This is a genomic window from Paramicrobacterium agarici, from assembly GCF_002563955.1.
In the GTDB taxonomy this organism is placed as follows: domain Bacteria; phylum Actinomycetota; class Actinomycetes; order Actinomycetales; family Microbacteriaceae; genus Paramicrobacterium; species Paramicrobacterium agarici.
This window is the reverse complement of sequence record NZ_PDJE01000001.1, coordinates 1,090,110-1,116,273: the sequence shown is the minus strand read 5'-3', so window position 1 is coordinate 1,116,273 and position 26,164 is coordinate 1,090,110. Positions and strand designations below refer to the sequence as shown.

Genomic DNA, 26,164 nt, shown 5'->3' with positions numbered 1-26,164 from the left:
CGCTCAGCGAGTCGTGTCGTCCGGACCCGGCTCGTCAGCCGGAGGCGGCAGCTGCTCAGTGCTCTGCTGCGGAAGCGGCGGCCGAGGAGGCGGCACTTGCTGCCACGCCTGAGACGGCACGGACGTCTCAGCATCCATCTCTTCGGTCGCGGCTTCGGCCGCTACTTCGGCAGCGGCCTCCTGCTCGCGCTCTTGCACGGCGATGGCTCCCGTGAACATGCTTCCGCGCGCCTCGGCCTCTGGGGAACCGGAGAACATTCCCGAGTTGTCGCGTTCGGCCTCGGCATCCGCTGCCTTCGGCCCCGATCGCGAGAGCTTGCGATCCATGGCTTCGCCGTCGACCATCTGCACGCGCGTGACAGGAAGCGAGAAGTTTCCGGACTTCTGCAGCCACGCGATCATCTCTTCACGCACGAGGCACTGAAGATCCCAGAGCTTGCCCGAGTCAGCGGCCGAGACGGTCGAGCGGGCGCGCACGAACCCTCCCGTGGCATCGATGATCTGCAGCGAACCACTTCGGCCATCCCAGAGATCGGTGCCCTCGAGAACCTCGTGCAGCTTCACGCGCATGGCGGCAATGTTCACGCGCCAGTCGATGTCGAACGCGACGGTTCCGAGAATCTGGCTTGCACTGCGCGTCCAGTTCGTGAATGGCTGCGACGTGAAGTACGTGCACGGCACAATGAGGCGGCGCTCGTCCCAGATATCGACGACGACGTAGGCGAGCGTGATCTCGCCGATGCGACCCCACTCGCCCTCGACGACCACGACGTCTCCGACGCGCGCCGCATCGCTGAAGGCGAGCTGCACCCCCGCGATCAGGTTGCCGAGCACCGACTGCGCCGCGAGACCAGCGACGATGCTCGCAATTCCAGCGGAGGCGAGAACGCTCGCCCCGATCGTGCGAATGCCGGGGAACGTCATGAGTATCGAACCGAGCGCGATGACCACGACGATCACGATGAGCAGGCGCCGCACCATGGTCATCTGCGTGCGCATGCGCCGCGCGGCGATGGTGTCTTCGGCGCCGGCATACTTGGCGTTCGAGACATCGGCGAGCACGTAGACGCCGCAGACGAGCAGCCATGCGACGATCGCGATCATGACGACCGAGAACAGGTGCATGAGCCCGGGCAGCCAGCCGGTGAGCGGGAACGTCGCTGCCATGACACCCCACAGGGCGGCAACGCCGAGCAACGAGATGAATGCGGTTCGGCAGCGTGCGCGTAGGTGGCCCAGAGCGGGTTTACGCCGCTGCAGCGTCGTGAGAGCGAGACCGATCACGATGACGATCGCGACGACGACGATAGCCGTGACGACGAGTGCGATTGCGAATGTCAGCCAGGACTGCACAGGATCCATGCGGCAGACTCCTTTCCTCGACTGCCCACGATGCCACAGATCTTTCCGTGCGCGATCAGGATGCTGTCGGGGTTGCGTCCGCGGGCACGATGATCGAGTCCAGAAAATCCTTGAGGCAGGCGGCCATGTCTACGTTCGGGTCGAGCAGCCACTGCAGTTGGATGCCGTCCCACAATGCAACGATGGATGATGCGGCACGCTCGGGGTCGACACCGGGTCGCAGCCGCCCCTGCTCGCGCAGTTGAATGAGCTCTGCCGAGTACTCCTCGCGCAGCCGAGCGAACCGCGCAACGAAGTAGTCGCGGCCCGGGTAGTCGGTGGTCACGGCCTCGCCGCACAGCACGGAGTACAGTTCGATAAGCCCGGGGATTCCCTCGTTGTAGCGGGCTTGTTCGACGAGCGTCGTCTCGAAGTCGACGTGGCCCTGCCCGATGGGACCGGTATCTGCCTCGGCATCCCGCTTGTTGAGCACCGCGACGAGCAGGTCGCGCTTCGAGGGAAAGTAGTGCAGAAGGCTCGTCTGGCTGAGCCCGACGCGGTCGGCGACATCTTGCAGCGATCCCCCGCGATACCCGCGTGAGGCGAACACCTCGAATGCAGCATCGACGATGCTTCTGCGCCGCTCGGCCGACTTCGCGTAGGGACCGCGACGTCGCGGAGTATCCACGTTGCTCATGCCCGAAGATTATCGTTCCGGAAGTTCTTTGGCGAATTTCGAGTGGGTACTCGAAATTGTGCTATCTTTCCTCACGTCGCCGATTTCGACGCACCGGCATCGACGATCGCGCACAGGAGCAACACGACGAAGTGGAGACCGTATGACATCAGTCACGCGACGACAGCTGCTGAGCCTCGGGCTTGGCACGGCCGCTGTCGGGATGCTGGCCGGCTGCGCTACACCGGGAACGACCTCGGTCAACGCGCAACCCGTGATCGCTCCGGCAGCCGCCGGCGAGAAGATCACACTCACCTACTGGGCATGGCTCAAGAACCTGCAGAAGGTCGCCGACATCTGGAACGCCAAGAATCCGAACGTTCAGGTCGAGGCCGTGTGGATTCCCGGCGGGAACGACGGCGGCTACCAGAAGATGTACTCCGCCCTGGCTGCCGGCGGTGGACCCGACCTCGCGCAGGTGGAGATGCGCACGATTCCGGAATTCATGCTCGTGAACGGACTCGTCGATCTTTCGCGCTACGGGGCGGACAAACACGCGGAGAAGTTCGACACGACCTTGTGGGATCAGGTGAGCTTCACGGGAGGCGTCTACGGAATCCCGCAGGACTCCGGTCCGATGGGAACGTTCTATCAGCCAGCTCTTTACGAGACCGTCGGGGGAACACCTCCCGCGACCTGGGATGAGTGGGCGGAGCTCGCCAAGGAGCTGCGCGGGCAGGACATCTATCTCGAGTGCTTCCCCATCTCAGACGCCAGTCCCTTCTGCGCCTTCGCAACGCAGGCGGGCGCGCAGTGGCTGACACCCGGCGACGACGGCTGGATCATCAATATGACGGATGAGGCGACGCTGAAGGTCGCGCGCTTCTTCGACAAGGCGATTGACAACGACCTCGTCACCACGAGCTACACGCCGTACTCGCCCGCGTGGTATGCCGCCGCGGCGGAAGGAAAGCTCGCGGCCGTGACGAGCGCGAGCTGGGGCGATGCCCTGGTGCAGAGCGTCGCCGGAGGCGAGGGCAAGTGGAAGGTCTCCGCAATGCCAACGTGGGGCGACAGCGGCTTCGGCTCCAGCTACCTCGGCGGGTCGACGGCCGCGGTTCTCGCGAACAGCGCACACCCCAAGGAAGCACTGGAGTTCGCCGTGTGGATGTGCACGGATCACGAAGCCATCGACGCGCTCATCGAGCACTGCGGCATCGGCTGGTCGCCAGCAGCAGACTACATCGGCGCAGCTCGCAAGGAGCCCTCAGAGTTCTTCAGCGGCCAGAACTACAACGAAGAGGTATTCGTGCCCGCGACCAAGCAGCAGAATCCTGACTGGTCGTGGTGGCCCGTCACACAGCAGTCGTTCAACATCCTCTCCGACGGATTCCGGCGCAAAGCGTCAGGAGGCACGCTCGTCGACGCCGTCGCGTACGCCGAGAAAGAGATCATCGAGGCGTTCAGGCACAAGGGCCTCAGCATCCGAAAGGAGCAGGCATGAGCACCGCAACAGAGCGCATGACGACACGCGATGCAACGGCTCAGCAGAAGGGAACACGCTCGGGCGCGACAGCACGAGCGCCGTGGCTCCTGCTGGCGCCGTTTCTCGCGCTGTTCATCTTCACGTTCATTCTCCCGATCCTCGTGGCCATCGGATCGAGCTTCACCAAGGTCACCCGAAGCGGACTCTTCGGCGAGCAGGGAGTGACCAGCGAGTTCGCCTGGTTCGACAACTACGCTCTCGCCCTCGCCGACGGCAACTTCATCGCCTCGATCGGGCGCATGATCCTCTTCGGCATCGTGCAGGTTCCCGTCATGATCGTGGCGGCGACCGTGCTCGCGCTGCTGCTTGAATCAGCATCCGCCCGCTGGCCCGGGCTCTTCCGCGCCGCGTACTTCATGCCGTACGGCGTACCCGGCGTCATCGCGACCATCTTGTGGTCGTTCCTCTACGTTCCCGGCCTCAGCCCCGTCATCGACGTGGCGAGCTGGATGGGACTCGACGTGGACTTCCTCGGCGCCGGAACCGTGCTCTGGTCGATCGCCAACATCGTCACGTGGAGCTACACGGGCTACAACATGCTCATTATCATCGCGCAGCTCAAATCGATCCCAGGCGAGCTATACGAGGCCGCGCGGGTCGATGGAGCGGGCGCATGGCGTATTGCCTTCAGCATCCAGATTCCGCTCATCGCGCCAGCCCTGGTGCTGACCACGGTGTTCTCAATCATCGGAACGCTGCAGCTGTTCGCCGAGCCGCAAGTGCTGCAGACCGTCGCACCGGCGATCGACAGTCAGTACACCCCCAACCTGTCGGCGTACACGACGGCGTTCGCCTACAACGACTACAACGTCGCCGCAGCACAGGCAGTGCTCATCGCGGTCGTCGCGTTCGTTCTCTCGTTCGCGTTCCTCCGCCTGACGAACAGGAAGAGCAAATGACGACGACACTCAAGACCTCGCAGATGAGTGCTGTGAAGCCCGACGCGGCTCCCAACCGTGCCGCGGGCCGGCGCCGGTCATCGACAATCATCGTGACGGCGATTCTCGTGATCGTCGCGCTGTACTTCATCGTTCCCGTGTACTGGGTGTTCGTCGCGACGACGAAGACGACAGAAGACCTTTTTTCGACGTACGGGTTCTGGTTTGCTCCGACGTTCGCGCTGTGGGACAACCTCGTGCAGGTGCTGACGTACGGCGGCGGCATCTTCGTGCGCTGGTTTCTCAACTCGATTCTGTACGCCGGAGTCGGCGCGCTGCTCGCGACGTACTTCGCGGCAGCCGGCGGCTACGCACTCGCGAAGTACCGGTTCCGCGGAAGCAACCTCGTTTTCGGAACGATCCTCGGCGGCGTGCTCGTGCCGGCGACGGCAACGGCGCTCCCGCTGTTTCTGCTGTTCAGCCAGTTGGGCATCGCGAACACGTACTGGAGCGTGCTCATTCCGTCTCTCGTCTCGCCGTTCGGGCTGTTCCTGTGCCGCATCTACGCGCAGGCGACGGTCGACGACGCGCTGCTCGAGGCGGCGCGACTCGACGGCGCTGGAGAGATTCGCATCTTCCACACGGTGGGCCTGCGCATCCTGACCCCTGCGCTCGTGACGGTATTCCTGTTTCAGCTCGTCGCCATCTGGAACAACTACTTTCTGCCGCTCGTGATGCTGTCAGACTCGAAGCTGTACCCCATCACCCTCGGCCTCAACAACTGGCTCAGCCAGGTCGACCGTCTGCCCGAGTTCTACGAGCTCACGACCGGCGGCGTGCTGCTCTCGGTGATCCCCCTCGCCATCGCAATGATCGTGCTGCAGCGCTTCTGGCGCGGCGGCCTCACAGAAGGAGCTGTCAAGTAATGACGTCGTACCTCACCGATCCCGGCCCCGGGTCTGGCGCTCGCACACCGGCGCGGTCCTGGCTGCACACGGATGCGCCGACTCTGTCGCTCAACGGCGACTGGCGGTTCCGCCTGCTGTCCGGTGCGCCAGGTGAGGTGGGGGCTGCGGGCGTGCTGCCCGCAGGCGAGGGCGTCGACGATGTCTCTCGCACCGATTTCGACGACGCGTCATGGAGCAGCATCCCGGTTCCTTCTCACTGGGTGCTGCGGGGCGACGGCTCATACGGCGCGCCGATCTACACGAACGTGCAGTTTCCGTTTGCCATCGACGCCCCGAACGTGCCAGACGAGAACCCAACCGGCGATTACCGGCGCACATTCGAGGTGCCAGCTCAGTGGTCGGATGCTGCGCAGGTGCTGCTGCGCTTCGACGGCGTCGAGTCGCGGTACAAGGTGTGGGTGAACGGCATCGAGATCGGCGTCGGCTCGGGCAGCCGGCTGGCGCAGGAGTTCGATGTGACGGATGCTGTCGCCACAGGCGAGAACACGATCGCCGTTCGCGTGCACCAGTGGTCGGCAGCGAGCTATGTCGAAGACCAGGATCAGTGGTGGCTGCCGGGCATCTTCCGCGACGTCACGCTGCAGGCACGCCCGGCCGGTTGCATCGACGACGTGTGGCTTCGCGCAGGTCTCGGCGAGGACGGCTCCGGCCTGATCACGCCGCAGCTGACAGCATCCGATGCCGCCTTCCCCGTCTCCCTGCGCGTTGCCGAACTCGGTGTCGACGTCGAGTGGGCGTCGCCCGCCGACATCGCGCCCGTGCGCGTGGACGCCGTGGAGCCCTGGAGCGCCGAGACGCCGCGGCTGTACGACGCCGTCGTGTCGAGTGCCGGCGAGACGGTATCGCTGCGTCTGGGGTTCCGCACAGTGCGCATCGAGGGCGACCAGTTTCTCGTCAACGGCGAGCGCGTGGTGTTCCACGGGGTCAACCGCCATGAGACGCACCCTGACCGCGGCCGCGTGTTCGACGAGGAGTGGACGCGCGCCGACCTCGCGCTCATGAAGCGGTTCAACGTCAACGCGATTCGCACGAGCCACTACCCGCCGCATCCGCGGGTTCTCGACATCGCCGACGAGCTGGGCTTCTGGGTGATTCTCGAGTGCGACCTCGAGACGCACGGCTTCGAGCACGGCGGCTGGGCCGGCAACCCGAGCGACGACCCAGCCTGGCGTGACGCCTACCTCGACCGCATCGAGCGCACCGTCGAGCGCGACAAGAACCACCCGTCGATCGTCATGTGGTCGCTCGGCAACGAGTCGGGAACGGGGCAGAACCTCGCCGCCATGTCGGCGTGGGTGCACGACCGCGACCCCGAGCGTCCCGTGCACTACGAGGGCGACTACACGGGTGCGTACACCGACGTCTATTCGCGCATGTACTCGTCGGTTCCCGAGACAGACGCGATCGGGCGCGACGACTCGCGGTCGCTGTTGCTGGGCTGCACGGCGCCCGAGTCGGCGCGGCAGCGCACGAAGCCGTTCATTCTCTGCGAGTACATTCACGCGATGGGCAACGGGCCTGGAGCCATCGACCAGTACGAGGACCTCGTGTGGCAGCATCCGCGCCTGCACGGCGGCTTCGTGTGGGAGTGGCGCGACCACGGCCTGCGCACGCACGACGCCGACGGCACCGAGTACTTCGGCTACGGAGGCGACTTTGGCGAGGTCGTTCACGACGGCAACTTCGTCATGGACGGCATGGTGCTCTCTGACAACACGCCGTCGCCGGGGCTGCACGAGTACAAGCAGGTCGTCGCGCCTGTGCGGCTCGCGGTTGTGCGCGGCGACGACGGAGCACTCGTGCTGCACGTCGAGAACCGCAGGCATTCAGCTGACACCGGCGACCTCGAGTTCCGCTGGCGCGTCGAGGCCGACGGCGTCGAGTCGTCGAGCGGGGTGATCGAGGTGGATGCTGTCGCCGCAGGGTCGCGCGCGAGCGTGGCCATGCCCGCACTCGACGTGCCCGACGAGGGCGAAGTGTGGCTGACGGTCGAGGCCGTGCTGCGCGACGATGCCGTGTGGGCGCCCTCTGGCCACGGAATCGTGTTCACGCAAGTCGACCTCGCACCGCAGCGATCAACTCTCACGGCACCGCGGCTGGCAGCATCCGGCGTCTCAGCTGACGTCGCGGCACACCTCGTGCTCGGGCCGGCGCGCTTCGAGCACGGGCAGCTCGTGGAACTCGCGGGGCAGCCGGTGTCTGGTCCGAGGCTCGAGCTGTGGCGCGGCCCGACAGACAATGATCGCGGGCAGGGACGCGGCTCGTACGAGCGCATCGACCCGTGGCTCAACAACGGAGACGGCGAACCGGCTCCCGCCTACGACACAATCTGGCGCGACGCCGGACTTGACCGACTCACATCACGCATCGAGCTCGTCGAGACGGGCGACACCGCCGTGCATGTGCGCCGCCGGTGGGCCGCCGCAAACTCCCGCGACTCGGTCGTCACAGACGAACGCTGGCAGCTCGTCGACGGCGAGCTGTGGCTGAGGGCCGACATCACACCGACGAGCGGATGGGACACGGTGTGGCCGCGCCTCGGGCTGCGGTTCGATCTGCCCGGCGACGTCGAGGGCGCCTCGTGGTTCGGCACCGGCCCCCTCGAGTCGTATCCAGACAGCAGGCACGCCGCACGTGTTGGTCGTTTCGACGCCCCGCTCGACGAGCTGACCGTCGATTACTCGCGCCCGCAAGAGACCGGTCACCGCAGCGACGTGCGCTCGCTCACTATCAACGGGGGCGGCAGCGCTGACGGCACCGGCGCCGGTCACGGGCCGAGCACGGGCACGGCGTGGCTGCGCATGGATGCTGCGGCAGACGCGAACGGCCGCAGGCCCGGCTTCACCCTGACGCGCCACACGGCGCAGCAGCTTGACGCCGCCCGGCATCCGCACGAGCTGCCGCAGAACGATGCGACGTACCTGTATGTCGACGCGGCGCAGAACGGCCTCGGCTCACGTGCCTGCGGCCCAGACGTGTGGCCCGACTTCCTGCTGCGGCCGGAGGCCCGCACGATCACGCTGCGCTTCACGGGGCTGTAACTCCGCAGCCCGCGCGCAAAGGCTGGCGGCAGACCCGCGCTTCGCACACAGAGTCCGACGGCTCACCGCATGTCGACTATGCGCCAGGGCGCGGCTGCAGCCAGGCGGGTTTCGTGTAGCCATCCTCCCCCGGGAACGCTCCGTTGTCGTCCCATGTCAGCTGATAGGCGGGTACGCTCAGAAAATCGGGTCGATCGTAGTGCCGATTTGCCGAGAAGAGGTATTCGGCGGGGTTGGGAAACTTCTCGACGAGGAACCGTGGTGCTTTGTCATCGGGCCTGAGCACTTGTCCCGGCATGAGATCTTCACCGTCGCGGATCCGGTCGAAGAACCAATTCAGCGTGTACGCGGCAGCGTTCCGTGTCATGCCGAAGACGATCAGCTCCGGATGCCCGAGGCCGAAGAGCCCAACGGTGTAGCCGAACGATGGTGTCTTCGCTGGTGTCGAGACGTACTGCACGAGGCAGCCGTATTTGCGAATCGTGAGGGCGACGTGGCGGTCTTCTTGGTCGAGCCAGGCTTGCGTCTGTGCTGTGTCGGATTCAGTCATGCCCGAACGCTATGTTGCGGCACCGACATTCCGCCGATGCGAGCACCTCGGGGCGACGGTACTGGTCCCCGGACGCCCGGTGCGACGTACCTGCACGCCGACGCAGCGCAAAGCGGCCTCGACGCACGCGCATTCGGGCCGGACATCCGGCTCGACTTCGGCCGAGCCGTGCCCGTTTTCTCACGCGAGGGAGGTAAGTCAAGCCCCTGCACGTGGACCCCGTGAAGCGCTAGTTTGCGACTGTCAGAGTTCGCGCCGCCACACGGCCCGAGCGCCCGAAACGACATAGTTGGCTTCACTGGGGTATCGCGCGTGTCGGCCCCAGCGACAAGGACACGAGACAAGGAGGCCGCATGACCGACGCCATCGCCTCTTCGCGCAAGACGGGGGAACTCGTGGATGGCCGTTACCGCCTTGAAGAACGGATCGGCACGGGAGGAATGGCCACGGTCTACCGCGCCGTTGACGAATCTCTCGGCCGAACCGTCGCCATAAAATTCTTCTCCCCCGCAGCCGCAGAACCGGCGGATGCTGCACGCAAGACGTCAGAGACGCGCGTGCTCGCTTCGCTGAACCACCACGCCCTCGTCACCCTTTTCGACGCGAATGTGGATGCTGAAGATGGCGCGTACCTGGTCATGGAGTACGTCTCCGGACCGACGCTCGCGCAGCGCATCGAGGACGCTCCTCTGCCGAGCGACGCGGTCGCAGCCATGGCGCTCGATCTCGCAGAAGCGCTGCACGTCGTGCACGACGCGCGCATCGTGCACCGCGACATCAAGCCCTCGAACATCCTCTTGACACCAGCTCCGATGGCCGAGCCCGCGTTCCGGGCAAAACTTGCAGATTTCGGCATCGCGTACCTGATCGACTCTGCCCGAGTCACGACTCCGGGACTCCTCGTCGGCACCGCGGCATACCTCGCCCCAGAACAGGTGCGAGGCGCTGACCCTGCCGCGCCCGCCGATATCTACGCGCTGGGCCTCGTGCTCTGCGAAGCACTCACCGGTCACCGCGCGTACGCTCAGGCCGACAAGCGTGAAGCCCTGTTCGCTCGGTTGAGCGACCCGCCGGAAATACCGGGTTCGGTCGGATACGAATGGAAATCGCTGCTCACCGCGATGACGGCTCTCGATCCCGCCGAACGGCCGACAGCGCGAGACGTGGCATCGAGGGTCAGCGGAATGGGCGCGAACGATGCCGATTCGACAATGGCGGCGAGCGCCCTCGGCGTCGACACCGATGAACTGCCCCGCGATACACCCACCATGGTGCTCGACCAGCACGAGGAGCAGGTCGAGGCTGCACCGCGCACCGACGAGGAGCCCACGACCGATTCCTCGAGCGAGCGCTCGGCGGCAAAGGCGAACGAGACCCGCCGTGGCCTGCCGGCCTGGCGATGGATTCTCGTGGCTCTGCTCGTGCTGATCGTAGCGATAGCGATCGCCGGCATGGTCATCTGGCCAATGATCCAGCTGGGTCAGACAGCTCCACCACCCGATCTGCCCGCACTTCCCGACCCGCTTTCGACGCACCTCGACCGGCTCATGCAGGAGGTCACCCCGTGATGCCCACTCGTCGTCGCCGAGCCCAGAAGGTCACAGCCTTCGGCACCGTCATGATCGTCATTGGATTCATGACCGGGTGCACGGCACAGCCTGGTGACATCACAGTCGAGACAGCACGAAGCATGCAGCAGAGCGTGCTCGCGATCGCCGACGCCGCCGCGGCAGACGACCCCGACGCCGCGCTGGCCGCCCTCAACAAGCTGGAGGCGCAGCTCACCGCTGGGCTCGGCAACGGCACGATCGACGCCGAGAGGGGAGCCGCCATCAAAGTGACGATCGAGCTGGTTCGCGACGACCTCGAGTCGCCCTCGTCGCCGAGCCCGACGCAGACCCCCACGGCACCCGAACCACCCGCCGACAACTCCGGGAACAGCGGAAACGACAGCGACGGCGAGAACACGGGGCCGAAAGACAAAGACACCAAAGAAAATAACGGCAAGAACAAGGAGAACAACGGAAATAACGGAGAGGGCAACAACGGGAATAACGGCAACGGGAACAACGGAAACGGAAACAGCGACGGAGGGGACGCCGACGGCGACGGGACAGGCGACGCCGATGGAACGGGTGACACCGACGGAAGCGGCGGAGACACGGACAGCACCTCGACGCCCACGCCGCTGCCCTCGCAATAACGCCAAGGCGCTCCGCCCACCAGCTGCGTGACAGAGCGACGAGCGGTACGCAACAATGTGAGCATGAGCGATCCGCATCTTTGGCTGTGCGCGACGTGCGGCGTCGAGTACGCTCCCTCGGCCACGCCGCCCGCGCAGTGCCCCATCTGCGAAGACGAGCGACAGTATGTCCCTGCGACGGGGCAGCGCTGGACGACCGTTCAGGAGTTGAGCGATTCTGGGCATCACGTCGAGATCGAACGCGTCGCCGACCGCCTGTGGGGAATCAGCGCACCGGGTGTCGGCATCACCCAGCAAGGCATGCTCGTGGAGACAGACGAGGGGAACCTGCTGTTCGACGTGCCTGGGCTCATCTCCGACGCTGCCATCGCGCGGGTCCGCGAGCTTGGCGGCATCCACCACATCGTGGCGAGCCACCCGCACATGTACGGCGTGCAATCAGCGTGGAGCGCAACGTTCGACCATGCTCCGATCTGGGTTGCCGAGAAGGATGCCGCGTGGCTCGGTTACCGCCCGGACGCTGTTCGCGTCTGGACCGACGCTTTCGATGTGCTCCCCGGCATTCGCCTCGATCAAATCGGCGGGCACTTTCCAGGCAGCACGATTGCGCACTGGGCCGACGGCGCAGACGGCAGGGGCGTACTGTTCGCGGGCGACGCCATCTTTCCAACGCCCGACGGCAACGTCACGTTTCTGCGCAGCTACCCCAATCGCATCCCGCTCTCGCCAGCGGTGATTCGGCGCATGGCCGACTTCGTGAAGCGCTACCGGTTCGATGTGCTCTACAACAACTTCGGTGCGAGCGCAGGACCAGATGCCGAGGCGATCGTCGAGCGATCCGCGCAGCGGTATGTCGCGTGGACGAGCGGCGCGAACGACCACCTGACGTAGCAGCGCGCGACAGCATCCGCTCCCCTGGCTGGGAATCTGCCTCGTAAGGGCTCGAATTCGCGAGAAATCGACCCCATCGGCAGAATCTCGCGAGAATCGAGCCGCCCGGGCGAGTACCGTTGTTTCAATGACTTCTTCAGACACCGCTGCGCCCGCGGACGAGTCGGCCGCGCCCGCCCAGACGACATTCGCCGATCTCGGGCTCAGCGATGCTGTGCTGAAGGCCGTGCGAGATGTCGGCTACGAGACACCCTCCGCCATTCAGGAGGCGACGATTCCGACGCTGCTCGAGGGCCGTGACGTCGTCGGTCTCGCACAGACCGGTACCGGAAAGACCGCCGCGTTCGCACTTCCGATCCTCTCGCGCCTCGACAAGACACAAAAGGCGCCGCAGGCTCTCGTGCTGTCGCCGACCCGCGAACTTGCACTGCAGGTCTGCGAATCGTTCGAGCAGTACGCGGCGCACCTCACCGGCGTGCACGTTCTGCCCGTCTACGGCGGCCAGGCATACGGCGTTCAGCTTTCGGCGCTGCGCCGCGGCGTGCACGTCGTCGTCGGCACCCCCGGGCGAATCATGGATCACATCGCGAAGGGCACTCTCGACCTCTCGGAACTCAAGTACCTCGTGCTCGACGAGGCAGACGAGATGCTCAAGATGGGCTTCGCCGAAGACGTCGAGACGATTCTCGCCGAGACGCCGGACGAGAAGCAGGTCGCCCTGTTCTCGGCGACGATGCCCGCGCAAATCCGCCGTATTTCGAAGCAGTATCTGAGGGATGCTGAAGAGATCACGGTCAAGAGCAAGACGACGACGTCGGCGAACACGACGCAACGCTATCTTCTCGTGTCGTACCCGCAGAAGGTCGACGCCCTCACCCGCATCCTCGAGGTCGAGAACTTTGACGGCATGATCGTCTTCGTTCGCACGAAGAACGAGACGGAGACGCTTGCCGAGAAGCTGAGGGCGCGCGGGTACTCGGCTGCGGCGATCAGCGGCGATGTCGCTCAAGCACAGCGTGAGCGCACGGTCGGCCAGCTGAAGTCGGGCAAGCTCGACATTCTCGTTGCTACCGATGTTGCCGCTCGAGGCCTCGACGTCGACCGCATCAGCCACGTCGTCAACTTCGACATTCCGATCGACACGGAGTCATACGTGCACCGCATCGGTCGCACCGGTCGCGCCGGACGCAGCGGGAGCGCGATCAGCTTCGTCACGCCGCGCGAGCGACGCCTGCTCGGCGCCATCGAGAAGGCGACACGTCAGCCGCTCGAGCAGATGCAGCTGCCGAGCGTCGACGAAGTAAACGTCACGCGCCTGGCGCGCTTCGACGATGCCATCACCGAGGCGCTCAACCAGGTGAAGCGCATTGACGCGTTCCGCGACATCATCGGGCACTACGTGTCGCACCACGATGTTCCCGAGGCCGACGTCGCTGCGGCGCTTGCCGTCGTCGCGCAGGGCGAGACTCCGCTGCTGCTGTCGCCCGAAGACGAGGTGAAGCTCGCGCGCGACGACCGCAACACGAAGCAGCGCAATGCCGACGGGGCCGAGCGCCGCAAGCGTTCGTCGAAGCCCATGGCGCCGTATCGCATCGAGGTCGGCCGTCGTCAGCACGCGGGGCCGCGCCAGATCGTCGGGGCGCTCGCAAACGAGGGCGGTCTAGGCCGCGACGATTTCGGGGCGATCGACATCCGTCTGGACTTCTCTGTCGTCGAACTGCCCGCCGATCTGCCGAAGGACTTCTTCACGAAGGTCGCGAATACGCGCGTGAGCGGCGTGCCGATCGACATCAAGCCCGACAAGTTCGGAGGCCGCAAGCGCGACGGCGCTCGCGGCGGCAAGCGAGGATCGTACGACCGCGACGGCAAGCGCGACGGCGGGTGGAAAGACGACGACCGCCCCACGCGTAAGCCGCGCAAGCCCCGCCACTGACGACGCGAGGTCCCCGCACCGATTGTCGATGCGGAGACCCGCGAACGTGCGGACTAGACGCTGGCCGGAACCTCGCTGAACGCACCGCGGTAGCGCGCCGCCGGGTGACGATCGTTGAGCCGCGCCTGACCGAACAGCTTCTCGCGCAGCGTCCCGTCTGCGTACTCCGTCTTCGCCAGCCCCCGCTCGCGCAGCACGGGAAGCACCTTGTCGGCGAACTCCTCGAACGAACCGGGGATCACCCAGTTGATCACGTTGATGCCGTCGACCCCCGCGGCCTGCCAGATCTCCAGTTCGTCTGCGATCGTCTCGGGTGTGCCGATGATCGTGCTCTCTCGAGCGCGCAGTCGCACGAGGTCGCCGACGACCGGCTCGCGGTCCGTGATGTACCGCGACACCCACTCCACAAACCCGCGGGCCGAGTTCGTCTGCACGTCCTTCAGCGGTGTCTCCGGCGGGTACACGCGGCCCTCCGGGTCGACGATCGCCGAGTGCGCCGCATAGCCTTCGACAGAGACGTACTTAAAGTACTCGTCTGCCTTCGCCTCGGCTTCTTCTTGCGTGTCGCCGATGATGAAGCTCAGCCCCTGAAAGAACGTGATGTCTTCTGGCTTCCTCCCGAACTCCACGGCGAGCGCGCGCGTCTCATCGATCTGCTGGCGGGCGATCTCGGGGCTCGGCGCGACGATGAACGTCGCCTCGGCGTTGCGCGCCGCGAACCGGCGCCCGGCAACTGACGACCCCGCCTGATACAGCACCGGGGTACGCTGTGGCGATGGCGACGGCAGGTGCGGACCCTCAACGCTGTACCGCTTGCTCGTGTGGTGAATCTTGTGCACCTTCGACACATCCGAGTATGCGCCGGAGCGGTCCTTCAACAGCGCATCGTCGTCCCACGACCCCTCCCACAGTTTGTAGACGACGTCGACGTACTCCTCCGCCCACTCGTATCGCTCATCGTGGTCGACGAGCCGCTCGAGACCGAAGTTGCGGGCGCCGTTGTCTTGCATGCCCGTGACAATGTTCCAGGCGACGCGTCCGCGCGTGATGTGGTCGAGCGTCGAGATCTGCCTGGCGAAGTGGAACGGATGGCTCTGCATCACGTTCGAGGTGAGCGCCAGGCCGAGATGCGTCGTATTCACGGCGAGTGCGCTGAGCAGCACCGTGGGGTCGTTGCTCGGAATCTGCAGTCCCTCGTTCACGTAGACGTCGTACGGCGCATCGGCGTCACCGTACAGGCCCGTCACGTCGGCGAAGAACATGCCGTCGAATTTCGCCGCCTCGAGCAGCTTGGCGAGGTTGATCCAGGTGTCGACGTCGTTGAACTCCGTCTGACCAGCATCCGGCCTGCGCCATTGACCGTGCTGAATGTGCGAGTTCGTGTTCATGACGAAGGCGTTGAACAGCAGTGGTCTGGTCGGCGTCGTCTGGGCGTCATCGGTCATTGTCGTGCTCCTTCTGAGCTCTGCGGTTGGGGTTATGTGAGGCCGGAGATCGATACAGATTCCGGATGCTGTCGCGCCGCGACGTGCGTCGCACCGACAAGTTGTGCGGTGTACGGGTGCTGAGATGCCGTGAAGATCTGCTCGACAGAGCCGTGCTCGACGACACGGCCGTCTTTCATGACGAGCACGTCGTCGCTCACGTGGGCGATCACGCCGAGATCATGCGAGATGAACAGGTAGCTCAGCCCGAGCTGCTGCTTCAGGTCGTCGAGCAGGTCGAGAATCTGCGCCTGCACCGAGACATCGAGCGCGGACACGGCCTCATCGAGCACGAGCACTTGCGGCGACGGCGCCAGTGCACGTGCAATCGCGATGCGCTGCCGCTGCCCACCCGAGAGCGTGAGCGGAAACCTCTGCAGCACAGCATCCGTCAGTCCCACCTGCCGCACGAGCTCGCGAACGCGCTCGCCCCTCTCGGCACGAGCCGTACTCGCGGGCAGCGCGTCGAGAAGAATGCGCTCGGTGTTCCACCGCGGGTCGAACGAGCTCAGTGGGTCTTGATAGACGACCGAGATGCGGGGCCGTAGCGGCCGGCGGCGGCGCTCGCTCACGCGCGTCCATTCCCGGCCGCCCAGCATCACGTCACCCGCGTCCGGCACCGTGAGCGCAAGCGCCATGCGCGCTGTTGTGCTCTTGCCCGAGCCGGACTCCCCCACAATGCCGAGCGTCTGGCCGCGCTCGAGAGCGAATGACACACCGTCAACGGCGGTCGCGACCGACCCGTCCGGACGCGGAAACCGCTTGACCAGCCCGCGCGCCTCGAGCACGGGCCCGGTGCCCGCGTCGTCGTGATGCGCGTGCCGCTGCGCGATCGCCGGCCGCGCGTCACTCAGCCGCGAGCCTCTCGTGTGCGGGCCGGGCACGGCGTCGAGAAGGCGGCGGGTATACGGATGCTGCGGGTCGCTCAGCACCCGAGCAGCTGGCCCTGCCTCGACGATGCGTCCCTCCGTCATCACCGCGATCTGGTCGGCGAGTTCTGCGACGACCGAGAGGTCGTGGCTGATCAGGATCTGCGCGACGCCGCGACGTTTGGTGTCGGCAAGGAGCGCGAGCACCTGCGCCTGTACCGTGACGTCGAGCGCCGTCGTCGGTTCGTCGGCGATGATCAGCTCGGGATCGAGGGCGAGCGCCGATGCGATGAGGGCGCGCTGACGCAGCCCACCCGAGAGTTCGTCGGGGCGCTGCTTCGCACGCTGCTGCGGCTGCGGTACGCCGACGGCGTCGAGAAGCTCGATGGTCTTGCGCCGCCGGTCGTCTCCCCTGCGCCAGCCGTGCAGACGCAGTGCCTCCTCGATCTCGGCGCCGACCGGGCGCAGCGGGTCGAGCGAGACGAGAGCGTCTTGCAGCACGAACCCGATGCGTCGCCCGCGAAGTGCCCGCCACTGCCTCTCGCTCGTGCGCGTGAGATCGTGCCGATCTGCCGCGGTCGCCCCGCCCAGGCGCAGCTCGCCGGCGTCGACGTGAGCGCCAGCGCCGGTGAGCCCGACGAGAGTGCGCGCGGTGACCGACTTGCCCGATCCCGATTCTCCGACGATCGCGAGGCACTCCCCGCGACGCAGCTCGAACGAGACGTCGTGCACCACCTGCCGACGTTGGCCTGCGCGGTTGAATCCAACATTCAGGCCGCGGGCCCGCAGCACCACGTCGTCTGGCGCCTCGGAGTGCGGCGCAGCATCCGTCACCGCCACTGTGTTTGTCATTTCTCTCCCCTTTCCAGCGCTCGCTGCACGTGCTGGCCGATGGTCGTGGCGGTGATCGCGATCACGACGATCACGAGGCCGGGCATGACGGTGAGCCATGGTGCGTGCGTGATGTAGAGCCGGCCGGCTTCGAGCAGAGCGCCCCACTCGGGCGAGGGCGGCGCAACCCCGAGACCGAGGAATGACAGGCTCGATGCCCAGACGATCGACTGCCCGACCGACATCGCGATCACCGCGACGAGCGGCCGCACAGCGTTCGGAATGATGTGCCTCGCGAGAATGCGTCCGCGCGAGTGTCCCAGTGCCGTCGCGGCCTCAACGTAGCCGCCCGTCTTCGCGGCGAGAATCTGCGCGCGCACCATCCGCGCGTAGCCCGGCGCTGTTCCGATGGCGACGGCGAACACCTGCGACATGGCTGACGGCCCCGCGATCGCGACGAGCAAGAGGGCGAGAAGCAGCGTCGGAAAGGCGAACTGAATCTCAATCACCCGCGCGGCAACCGCGCCGACCACGCGTCCGCCGAGCGACGCGGCCGCGCCCAGAATCAGCGCGAGCGTCATGCTCACGGCTGTAGCGCCTGCGCCAATCAGCAGTGACTCGCGCGCCCCGAAGACGACCCGACTGTACAGGTCGCGGCCCTGCTCGTCTGTGCCGAACCAGTGCGTGAGGCTTGGCGGCTGCAGTGCGTCGTGCAGCGCGAGCGCGAAGGGGTCGTGCGTGGCGAGAGCCTGCGGCGCGACGAGCGCGACGACGAAGAACGCGGTCACAGCGAGTGCGGCATAGAGGCCATACGGATGCTGTCGCCGGCGCGTCTCGGTCGGTGACTGTGGAAGCTGAACAACGGTCATGATGTGGCTAACCTCGGATCGATGAGCGTGTAGATGAGGTCGACGACGAGGTTCGCGACCACGTAGAGGGCGGCGATGAGCACGACGACGCCCGTGACGATCGGCAGGTCCTGCGCGTTCACGGCGGTGATGAGCACCGAGCCGATTCCCGGCCGCGAGAACAGCGATTCGACAATGACCGCGCCCGAGATCGTCGCGCCGAGCGCCCAGCCCGAGAGCGTGACGGCCGGCAGCACGGAGTGCCGCAACACGTGGTGCAGTCGCACACCCGTCTCGCCCATGCCGCGCATGCGGGCCGTGACGATGAACGGCTGCTGCAGCGTCCGCTCGAACTCGGTGCGCGTCGCCTGGCCCATGAACCCCGCGAGCGGAATCGCGAGCGTCAGCGCGGGGAGCCAGAGGCCCGCGATGCTCGTTCCGCTGATCACGGGAAACCATCCGAGCCAGAGCCCGAAGACCACGAGCAGGATGCTGCCGAGCCAGTAGTGCGGCAGACCGGCAGCTGTGGTGTCGGCCATCGCCCCGAACGTGCCGAGCCGCCGGCCCCGCCCCGCCGTGAGCGTCACCCACACGATCATGATGAGCCACGAGAGCACGATCGCCGTGAGTGTCAGCGTGAGCGTCGGGCCAAGCTGTTCCAGAATGATGTCGCTCACGGGACGGTACTGCTGATATGACATTCCGAGGGTGCCCGAGACGAGGGCGCGTAGATAGTCGACGTACTGCAGGAGTACGGGCTGCAGCAGTCCGTACTGCTCGTTGATCTGCGCGAGTTCCTCGGGCGTGCGCTCGATGGCCTGCCCGGCGCGAATGTTGAAGATCACGGTTGCGCGGTCACCGGGCAGAGCGAGCTGAGCGAGAAACGCGACGGATGCTGCGCCGAAGAGCGTGATCGCGGCGCCGATGACCTTGCCGGCGATGCGACGGATCAGCGCAGTGCGGCGCGCTGTGCGACGAGCACTGCCCGCGGCAGCATCCGCTGTGATTCTGGCCTCGAGCGTGCCCGCCCGCTCGGTGTCAGGCGACGAAGTGTGCGTCATGGAAGACCGGTCCCCCCTGTGAGTGCTCTTGCCAGATGCCCGCGACGTGAGGCGAGACCGCGAGGGTGCTCAGCCTGTCGTACAGCCCGATCGAGAGCGCGTGGTCGGCGATGTACTCCTGCGCCAGCTGGTACAGCTCGTTCTGCTCGGCGATGTCCGCCGCCGAATTTGCGCGCAGAATGAGGTCTTCGAGCTCTGGCGAGTTGTAGAACGCTGCGTTGTTGCCGTTGGGCGCTTCTTCGGTATCGGCGCGCCAGTTGATCCAGAGAATCCCCGCTGTCACGCTCGTCCAGTACCCCGCGGCGATGTCGCGCTCGTCGCGCTGCGTGTGGGCGCCGGCGAAGTGCTCGCTCGGCGGCACGGGAACAAGGGTCACGTCGAATCCGACCTGCTTTGCCTGCTGGGCGACGCCCTGAAGAATGGACGCCCCCTCGGCGTTGATGATGGTTCCCGCCCCGTAGGGCAGCGTGACCTCGAGCACCTGGCCGTCTTTCACGCGGAACCCGTCGGCGTTCGTCTCACCCCAGCCCGCCGCGTCAAGCAGGTCGTTCGCCTTCTCGGCGTCGTGGCTGTACCGGTCGGCGGCTCGCTGACTGTAGCCGGGCGTCGCCTGGCTCACGGCTCCGTTTCCCTCGTAGGGAATGACCCCGAGGCCGATGGTCTCGACGAGTGCCTCGCGGTCGAGACTGTAGGCGAACGCCTTGCGCACCCGCTCATCGGTGAATGGTCCCTGGGCTGTATTGAACGCCAGCTGCTGAGGACGCCCGGGTGTCACGTATTTGTGCAGGCCGAAGCCGCCCTGCTCCAGAGTCTCCCACTCGACACTCGGCACGTCGTAGATCGCGTCGACCTCTTCGCTCTTCAGCGCAGACGCCCGCGTCGCGCCGTCGGGGACGAACCGCCAGTCGACGGTCTTCACGAGCGCAGGCCCCTCGTGCTGCGCGTTTGCCGGCCATGACGTGTAGTCGTCGTTGCGCTCGAGCACGATGTTCTGCCCTCGGTTCCACTCGGCGACGGTGAATGCGCCGCTGCCGATCGGCTGCTCGCAGTTCTGCTCGTCGCTGCGTGTCTCGAGGGCTTCTTGCGACTGGATGCCGAAGTATCCCTGCGCGAGCGTTTCGGGCAGGCGCGGATACGGCTTATCGAGGTGCAGGGCGAGAGTGTGCTCGTCGATGGCCTCGGCCGAGGAGTAGTAGCCGTCGAGCCACACCTTCGCCGTGCTGTTGCCGCCCGCCATCCAGTACTCGACGTTGTAGGCGATGACGGATGCTGTCAGCTCGCTGCCATCGGTGAACGTCACGCCGTGCTTCAGCCGGAACGTCCAGTCAAGACCGTCGTCCGAGACCGTCCACGAGTCGGCGAGCCATGCGACAGCGTTGCCATTCTCATCGAGTGAGGTGAGGCTGTCGAGCACCTGATAGCTGAGGTAGGCCTGCTCGATCCACCCGCCGAACACGCACGGCGGCTCTTGCTGGTGGGCGTAGACGAGCGTGCCGCCGTCGGCCTGCTGCTCGGCTGACGACGAGGCGGCAGCACACGATGTCAGGCACATCATCGCGGCTGCGGCCAGGGCGAGAGCGGCGAGAGGGCTGTGACGTGGCATGGGCGAACCTCAGAGTCTCGAATGGATGCCGCACGAGCGGCGTGATTGAGACTCGAACCTATGGGGCGTCGACGTGCCGGGCAGAGCCTGCGATGTCACAGTTCGTAGCGTGAACGCGCGCGACAGTCACACGACGTCATCTTCGGTGCGCGTGCGCCGGAAGCGCTATTCTGCGCCCTTCTCCAGGGCCACGATCCGCTGCTCACGGTCGAAGATCTTCTGCGTACGCGGCTCGCTGTCGAAGATCCGACCCGTGCGACCGCCCGAGACCTCGTATGCGGGCCATGACACCGTGCCGTCGGCGATGAATCGCACCCACTCGCCGTGCATCTCATCGGCGAGGCTCTGCGGCCGGTTCGTCCCCGTGCTCGCTTCGACGTTCTCGCCGTCGAGGCAGTCCCAGACGAACGGCAGCTCCATGCAGTGCCCGGTCAGCGCATTGTGCGATGACGCGAGCCTGAAGTCGTACGCGTATGCCCGACCCGTCTTCGCGGCGAGGGCGCGCGCGGTCGTGAGCCGAAAGACGGCGTCAGAGGCTGTGGCGCCGAGCATGCGCCTCGTGCGGCCGGGAGTGAGTTCGCCGTATTGGCGCCTGATGCGCCCGAGGCCGACGATGCGCAGCGCCAGCGCCCGCGGCAGCAGGTCGAGCGCCGCTGATGACTCGAGCAGCATCGCATCGGTTTCGTTCGCGTTCGCACCGATGAGCAGCGGTTTGTCCGAGCCGATGCCGCGTGCGAGGCCCTCCGCGACGGAGTACGGCACGAGATCGCCGTCGATGACCGGCGTCCACTGCATCGAGCTGCCTCCGCGCATCAGCCGGCGCAGCCAGGCGAGCCTCATGTCGTGCTTCTGCGCGCGCGTCTGCGCCTCGAACACGTCGTGCTCAGGCACGCTCGCGAAATCGTCGCGCGTCGCCGCGATTCTCAAAAGCGTGGCGACCTCTGCCGTGCTCCGAGCGACGTCGCTGCGCTCGCCTGTGCTCGCGCCGGGCGACTCCACGATTGCTCGAGAGAAGAGGTGCTGGGCAGCGGGCATCGACAGCAGCGTCAACACGGCGGTGCCGCCCGCGCTCTGACCGCCGATCGTGACGCGCGAGGGGTCGCCGCCGAACGCGGCAATGTTCTGCTGCACCCAGTCAAGCGCCAGCATCCAGTCGTGAACGGCCCTGTTGCCCGGCGCCCCGTCAATGACGCCGAAACCGTCGAGGCCGAGCCGGTACGACATCGTCACCACGACGACGCCGTCGCGAGGAAAGCTGCCGGTCTCGTACCACGGCGATGCGGGCGAGCCGCTCGTGAAGCCGCCGCCGTGGATCCAGACGAGCACGGGCAGACCCCCATCGCGTCGCGTTCTCGGTGTGAAGACGTTGACCGTGAGCGTCTCGTCGCCGGGGTAGGCCGGTTCGGGAATGAGAGTGATGCCCGTCATGAAATCACGCAGGGGTGTTGCGCCGTATTGGGTCGCGTCGCGAACGCCGCGCCAGGGAGCATGCGGGACGGGTCGCTCGAATCGTAGGTCTTCGGTCGGCGCTTCACCGTAGGGGATGCCGAGGAATGCCGTCTGGTGCGGGCCGAGATGCCTGCCGCGCACCGTGCCCGCCGCTGTGTGCACGAGCGGCTGCTCATCTGGCTCAGGCGCGGGCCTTTCAGCGGTGCTCGGCGTCGAGGTCATGCCTCTTGCTTACCACGCCGGCCGTGCCACCAGCGACGCCGCGGCGCGCCCTGAGTCGTGCCGGTCTCGTGCGCCGGTAGGCGAGCGTCGCGGCGCTGTTGCCATGCGACCACCTCGGCATCGGCGTCTCGCGTCGGTGTCACGACGGGCGGTCCGCCGTGCAGCTGCCGCCGCGCCTCGCGCACGCGCTTGTTGAAGCCGTCGACGTAGTCGCGCACCTGCTTCTCGGAGTTCAACGCGTCAATGGTCTCGTCGAATTGCTCGTGCTCTTTGCGCAGCTGAAAGACGGGCGGCGCCATTCCGGTCAGCTGCTCTGTCTCGATCTTCTGCTTGATCCACCAGTCCGGGTCGCGCGGCTTCTCGATGTCTTTCAGCGGCTTGCCCGCGCCGGGCAGGTTGTCGAATTCGCCGCGGCGTCGTGCCAGTTCGAGCGCTGTCTCAACGGCAGCCCACCGCTCTTCTTCGGTGTTCCACTGCGGCGGCCCGCCGACGCTTGCGCTTGCGCGGTCGTCGTCGTTGTGCGTGTCAGTCATCGCTGCCCCCTCCCACGTCTAGGCTACGGTGTGCCGTACGACCGGCACGTTCCTGCTTATCCGCAGAGCAGAATTCCCGCGTATTCAGCGGATTCTGAGACGGCGGCCGTGCCACGCATCAACTCCAGGATCGCTCGCTCGCCGTGCCGCGTCACATGAGCGCGAGTTCCGCGCCATGGCAGGCGAGACAGCGACACAACAGCATCCGATTCAACCCGGTTTTCTCGACCTCCCCGCCTGCCCAGCCACGCTGCCATGAACTGTTTTCCCAGATTGCGGTATGAAACCACTCAGATTTATGCATCAGTGTCGTGCTTCGTGCCCAGAGCGCGCCTGCCCCGAAGCACTGCGCGCTCGCGAGCGCGTTGACCCAACGCGCGGTACGTCCCCTGAACCCGACCCCTGAGACTTAATGACTTCTGCTGATACTTCATCGATTGATACCCCCGCCGAGACCGGCGACGAACTACTCACCCCCTTCCCGCGCCGCAACCACCTCGCCCGCATGCGCAGGGCGCGCAACCGGCGCAGGGCACGCGTTGGACTTGGCGCGACTCTGGCCCTCACACTCACCCTGAGCGGAACCGGCCTCGCCGCAAGCTGGGCAACGCCAGCGGTTGACCAAGACCCACTGGTCGACTCCGCCGCAGCCGTGGCACAGGCGAACGATGAGCTCCGAGCCGAGCAGACGGCCCAGCAGAGCGCGAAAGAGACGCTCGAGAGCGCGAGCTCGGTGCTCGACAAGGCCGATGAATCCGTCGACACCGAAGATCTGGCGACGTACGTCGATCGGCTGTCCGAGTACCGCACGCTCACGCCGACGTTTACCACGAACCTCGTGAAGCAGACGGAAGCCGAGACCGCCTCGGTGGCCGAAGACAGCGAGGCCGCGAAGCAGCGCAAGGCCGAGGAGGCCGAAAAGCGCGCCGCGGAAGAGGCCGCACGCCGCGCGGCCGCCAACACTCCAGAAGGCGCCAAGGCGACAGCCAAGTCGATGGCAGCCGAGACATACGGCTGGGGAGCTGGCGAGTTCAGCTGCCTCGTGTCGCTGTGGAACAAGGAGTCTGGCTGGTCGCACACGGCGTCCAACCCATCGAGCGGTGCTTACGGGATTCCGCAGGCACTCCCGGGCAGCAAGATGAGCAGCGTCGCGAGCGACTGGAAGACAAACGCGACAACCCAGATCACCTGGGGATTGCAGTACATCTCGAGCGTCTATGGCTCGCCCTGCTCAGCCTGGGGCCATTCCCAGGCCACCGGCTGGTACTGACGAACGGAACCCGCGCAGCATCCTGCATGTCGCTCGATGCTGCGCGGGACCGAATCGGTGCGCGCAGAGGCCTCAGTCGAAGAGGTCGCTCAGCCAGCTCTCGCGTTTGCGCTTGCGTCCGTATCCTCGGTCGTCGCCGTAACGACGATCGTCATAGCGCGGCTGCTGCGGCGGCGGAAAGCTCTGAGCAGCAGCGGGCGGCACGGACTCGCTGCGGTCGATGATCTTGTCGAGTTCACCGCGGTCGAGCCAGACACCGCGGCACTGAGGGCAATAATCGATCTCGATGCCCGAGCGTTCGGAGATCAGCAGTACAGCATCGTCAACAGGGCACTTCATGGGGGAACCTTCCTCCAGGGGCGTCAGTTGCCTCAGAGTACCCGAGCGCGGTGTCGCGAAGCTCCGGATTCGCTCAGACTCCGCCGCCTGGGCTCAGAGGCCGCGGCCCGCCTCCCAGAGACCCTCAGACGTGCCCGTCAGAAGAGCGTTCAGCGAGATCGCCTGCGCATCGGTGAATGACGCGATGTAGTCAACGATGGCTCGCGAACGACCGAGGCGCTCAACCTCCGCGCCACCGCCGTGCTCGAACAGCTCGGGGGCCGTGTCGCGCAGCTGCCGGTACTCCTCGGTCGCGGCCTCAACGGAGTCGAGCAGCCGTCGCGGCGCTCGATCGGCGTCGTCACGATCGGCGAGCCAATCGTTGAATCCTTCCGCGAGCGAGGCGACGATGCGCGTCTGCCCCCGCTGATACACGGCAAGGTCGGAGCGGTCGAGAACGAAGCGCGAATGCACGAATTTCAGCACGATTACGTCATGCCATGCAGCATCCGCAAGCCTGACGTGACCGCTGCGCACCGTTGGCTCGCGCTCGACGGCGATCGAGGCCTTGAGCCTGTCGATCCACCGCCTCGTGAACCCGGTCACCGCACGATCGGCTTCGAGTCCGCCATCGTAGGGAACCGCGAGCAGACCGTCGACGAGGTCGGTGCCGATCCGCTCAACCGATTCTCGAAAGGCCTCGGCATCAGCGGTCCACGGATCCTTCGCCTCGACACGGCGCCATGCGATTTCAAGCGCGTGCCCCGGCCTGCGCGGGTCAAGCTCGGAATAGTCGGATGCCGCCAGCTGCGCTCGCCCATCGAGCCACGCTCGCAGCTCAGCTGAGACCGCCGTGTACTGCAGGATGCCGGCACGGTAGAAGTCGTCGAGATCGTGAACCGCGTACGCAATGTCATCGGCGATGTCCATGACCGAGCATTCGAGGGTCTGCTGGTGCTCGGCGATCGTGGGAAACACCGAGAGTGCGTCGCGCATCTCGTCGGCTTCGACGTCGTATGCCGAGAACTTCTGAGCCCCCGCCGCGAGATCGGTTCCGACGCCGCGCGGCATCTGCTCGGGCGGGCGCCCCGGAACTGTGCGCCACTCGTTGCGCGTCCACGGGTATTTGAGCACAGCGGCGCGCACCGCGCGCGTGAGGTTCAGCCCGCGCGCCGTCGCGTCACAGCTGTCGAGCGCTGTGAGTATGCGAAAGGTCTGCGCGTTGCCCTCAAAGCCGTCGGGAAGCCCGAGCGTCTCGCGCGCGACCCTGTCGAGCTCCTGCTCTCCGAGGTGGCCGAACGGCGGGTGACCGAGATCGTGCGCCGCAGCCGCCGCCTGCACGACGACCGGGTCGCACCCGCCCAGCTCCTGAATGAGCGCTTGAGTCGGTTCGTCGGTCGAGCGCAGCCCAATGGCGATCGAACGTGCTACGGCAGACACCTTGAGAGAGTGCGTCAGCCGGTTGTGGATCACGGTCCCGGATCCGGCTTGCGGAATCACCTGCGTCACGGCGGAGAGCCTCGAGAAATACGGGGAGAACCTGATGCGCTCGATGTCGACGCGAAACTCGTCTTCGCCCTCGCGAACCTGTTCGTCGATCGCCCGCTCGCGCCCGCCCTCGGTGTGCGTTCTCTGCCTCGTGACCATAG

21 protein-coding genes are annotated in these 26,164 nt (G+C 66.1%); 9 read left to right on the top strand and 12 right to left on the bottom strand.

All coding sequences use genetic code 11. From position 1 onward, the window contains the following. Nucleotides 1–3: 3 nt before the first annotated feature. On the bottom strand, nucleotides 4–1,362 hold the full coding sequence (locus tag ATJ78_RS05490) for a mechanosensitive ion channel family protein (protein ID WP_098406679.1): 1,359 nt from the start codon (nucleotides 1,360–1,362) through the stop codon (nucleotides 4–6). 55 nt (nucleotides 1,363–1,417) lie between these two features. Next, nucleotides 1,418–2,038, bottom strand: coding sequence for a TetR/AcrR family transcriptional regulator (locus ATJ78_RS05485; protein ID WP_098406678.1), 621 nt, complete (start codon nucleotides 2,036–2,038; stop codon nucleotides 1,418–1,420). Nucleotides 2,039–2,180: 142 nt separating this feature from the next. On the opposite strand from ATJ78_RS05485, the gene ATJ78_RS05480 reads away from it, so the two are divergent. Genes ATJ78_RS05480 through ATJ78_RS05465 form a run of 4 tightly spaced genes read left to right on the top strand, consistent with a single transcriptional unit; the run spans nucleotide 2,181 to nucleotide 8,450 of the window. Next, nucleotides 2,181–3,521, top strand: a complete 1,341-nt coding sequence (locus ATJ78_RS05480; RefSeq protein WP_098406677.1) for an ABC transporter substrate-binding protein — start codon at nucleotides 2,181–2,183, stop codon at nucleotides 3,519–3,521. Next, complete coding sequence (locus ATJ78_RS05475; RefSeq protein WP_098406676.1) at nucleotides 3,518–4,462, top strand: carbohydrate ABC transporter permease; 945 nt, start codon at nucleotides 3,518–3,520, stop codon at nucleotides 4,460–4,462. Before ATJ78_RS05480 ends, ATJ78_RS05475 begins: the two co-directional genes overlap by 4 nt. 23 nt (nucleotides 4,463–4,485) lie before the next feature. Beyond that, a complete protein-coding gene (locus ATJ78_RS05470; RefSeq protein ID WP_211288511.1) occupies nucleotides 4,486–5,367 on the top strand; it encodes a carbohydrate ABC transporter permease in 882 nt (293 codons plus the stop codon). Further along, on the top strand, nucleotides 5,367–8,450 hold the full coding sequence (locus tag ATJ78_RS05465; RefSeq protein ID WP_098406674.1) for a glycoside hydrolase family 2 TIM barrel-domain containing protein: 3,084 nt from the start codon (nucleotides 5,367–5,369) through the stop codon (nucleotides 8,448–8,450). The genes ATJ78_RS05470 and ATJ78_RS05465 overlap by 1 nt, the downstream gene beginning before the upstream one ends. A gap of 76 nt (nucleotides 8,451–8,526) precedes the next feature. Here ATJ78_RS05465 and ATJ78_RS05460 read toward each other — a convergent pair whose 3' ends face one another. Then, complete coding sequence (locus ATJ78_RS05460; RefSeq protein WP_098406673.1) at nucleotides 8,527–9,000, bottom strand: DUF4262 domain-containing protein; 474 nt, start codon at nucleotides 8,998–9,000, stop codon at nucleotides 8,527–8,529. Between the two features lie 353 nt (nucleotides 9,001–9,353). Between ATJ78_RS05460 and ATJ78_RS05455 the strand changes: the two genes are divergently transcribed. The 4 genes from ATJ78_RS05455 (at nucleotide 9,354) to ATJ78_RS05440 (ending at nucleotide 14,027) form a co-directional block, all read left to right on the top strand. Next, nucleotides 9,354–10,568, top strand: coding sequence for a serine/threonine-protein kinase (locus ATJ78_RS05455; protein WP_098406672.1), 1,215 nt, complete (start codon nucleotides 9,354–9,356; stop codon nucleotides 10,566–10,568). After that, nucleotides 10,568–11,203 carry a hypothetical protein gene (locus ATJ78_RS05450; RefSeq protein WP_098406671.1) on the top strand — a complete coding sequence of 212 codons (636 nt, stop codon included), beginning with the start codon at nucleotides 10,568–10,570 and terminating at the stop codon, nucleotides 11,201–11,203. The genes ATJ78_RS05455 and ATJ78_RS05450 overlap by 1 nt, the downstream gene beginning before the upstream one ends. Nucleotides 11,204–11,266: 63 nt before the next feature. Next, nucleotides 11,267–12,094 (top strand): MBL fold metallo-hydrolase, encoded by an 828-nt coding sequence (locus ATJ78_RS05445; RefSeq protein ID WP_098406670.1) that lies wholly within the window; start codon nucleotides 11,267–11,269, stop codon nucleotides 12,092–12,094. A 127-nt stretch (nucleotides 12,095–12,221) separates the two neighbouring features. Next, the gene (locus ATJ78_RS05440; protein ID WP_098406669.1) at nucleotides 12,222–14,027 is read left to right on the top strand and encodes a DEAD/DEAH box helicase; all 1,806 of its coding nucleotides are present in this window, start codon (nucleotides 12,222–12,224) and stop codon (nucleotides 14,025–14,027) included. A gap of 53 nt (nucleotides 14,028–14,080) precedes the next feature. Here the strand turns inward: ATJ78_RS05440 and ATJ78_RS05435 are convergent, their stop codons facing one another. From ATJ78_RS05435 to ATJ78_RS05405, 7 genes are all read right to left on the bottom strand, one after another. Beyond that, nucleotides 14,081–15,472, bottom strand: a complete 1,392-nt coding sequence (locus tag ATJ78_RS05435) for an LLM class flavin-dependent oxidoreductase (RefSeq protein ID WP_098406668.1) — start codon at nucleotides 15,470–15,472, stop codon at nucleotides 14,081–14,083. A gap of 32 nt (nucleotides 15,473–15,504) precedes the next feature. Beyond that, entirely contained in the window at nucleotides 15,505–17,232 is a 1,728-nt protein-coding gene (locus ATJ78_RS05430) for a dipeptide ABC transporter ATP-binding protein (RefSeq protein WP_098406667.1), read from the bottom strand. After that, nucleotides 17,229–18,080, bottom strand: a complete 852-nt coding sequence (locus ATJ78_RS05425; RefSeq protein WP_098406666.1) for an ABC transporter permease — start codon at nucleotides 18,078–18,080, stop codon at nucleotides 17,229–17,231. Before ATJ78_RS05425 ends, ATJ78_RS05430 begins: the two co-directional genes overlap by 4 nt. Further along, nucleotides 18,077–19,120, bottom strand: a complete 1,044-nt coding sequence (locus ATJ78_RS05420; RefSeq protein WP_098406665.1) for an ABC transporter permease — start codon at nucleotides 19,118–19,120, stop codon at nucleotides 18,077–18,079. Before ATJ78_RS05420 ends, ATJ78_RS05425 begins: the two co-directional genes overlap by 4 nt. Beyond that, entirely contained in the window at nucleotides 19,098–20,723 is a 1,626-nt protein-coding gene (locus ATJ78_RS05415; RefSeq protein ID WP_098406664.1) for an ABC transporter substrate-binding protein, read from the bottom strand. Before ATJ78_RS05415 ends, ATJ78_RS05420 begins: the two co-directional genes overlap by 23 nt. A 165-nt stretch (nucleotides 20,724–20,888) precedes the next feature. Next, the gene (locus ATJ78_RS05410; protein WP_098406663.1) at nucleotides 20,889–22,394 is read right to left on the bottom strand and encodes a carboxylesterase/lipase family protein; all 1,506 of its coding nucleotides are present in this window, start codon (nucleotides 22,392–22,394) and stop codon (nucleotides 20,889–20,891) included. After that, the gene (locus ATJ78_RS05405) at nucleotides 22,391–22,927 is read right to left on the bottom strand and encodes a DnaJ family domain-containing protein (RefSeq protein WP_098406662.1); all 537 of its coding nucleotides are present in this window, start codon (nucleotides 22,925–22,927) and stop codon (nucleotides 22,391–22,393) included. Before ATJ78_RS05405 ends, ATJ78_RS05410 begins: the two co-directional genes overlap by 4 nt. A 412-nt stretch (nucleotides 22,928–23,339) precedes the next feature. On the opposite strand from ATJ78_RS05405, the gene ATJ78_RS05400 reads away from it, so the two are divergent. Continuing rightward, entirely contained in the window at nucleotides 23,340–24,197 is an 858-nt protein-coding gene (locus ATJ78_RS05400) for an aggregation-promoting factor C-terminal-like domain-containing protein (protein WP_245836218.1), read from the top strand. 72 nt (nucleotides 24,198–24,269) lie between these two features. On the opposite strand, the gene ATJ78_RS05395 is transcribed toward ATJ78_RS05400, so the two are convergent. Both ATJ78_RS05395 and ATJ78_RS05390 read right to left on the bottom strand, forming a co-directional pair. Further along, nucleotides 24,270–24,536, bottom strand: a complete 267-nt coding sequence (locus tag ATJ78_RS05395; RefSeq protein ID WP_098406661.1) for a TFIIB-type zinc ribbon-containing protein — start codon at nucleotides 24,534–24,536, stop codon at nucleotides 24,270–24,272. A gap of 93 nt (nucleotides 24,537–24,629) precedes the next feature. Further along, on the bottom strand, nucleotides 24,630–26,162 hold the full coding sequence (locus ATJ78_RS05390) for a deoxyguanosinetriphosphate triphosphohydrolase family protein (protein ID WP_098406660.1): 1,533 nt from the start codon (nucleotides 26,160–26,162) through the stop codon (nucleotides 24,630–24,632). Nucleotides 26,163–26,164: the final 2 nt, after the last annotated feature.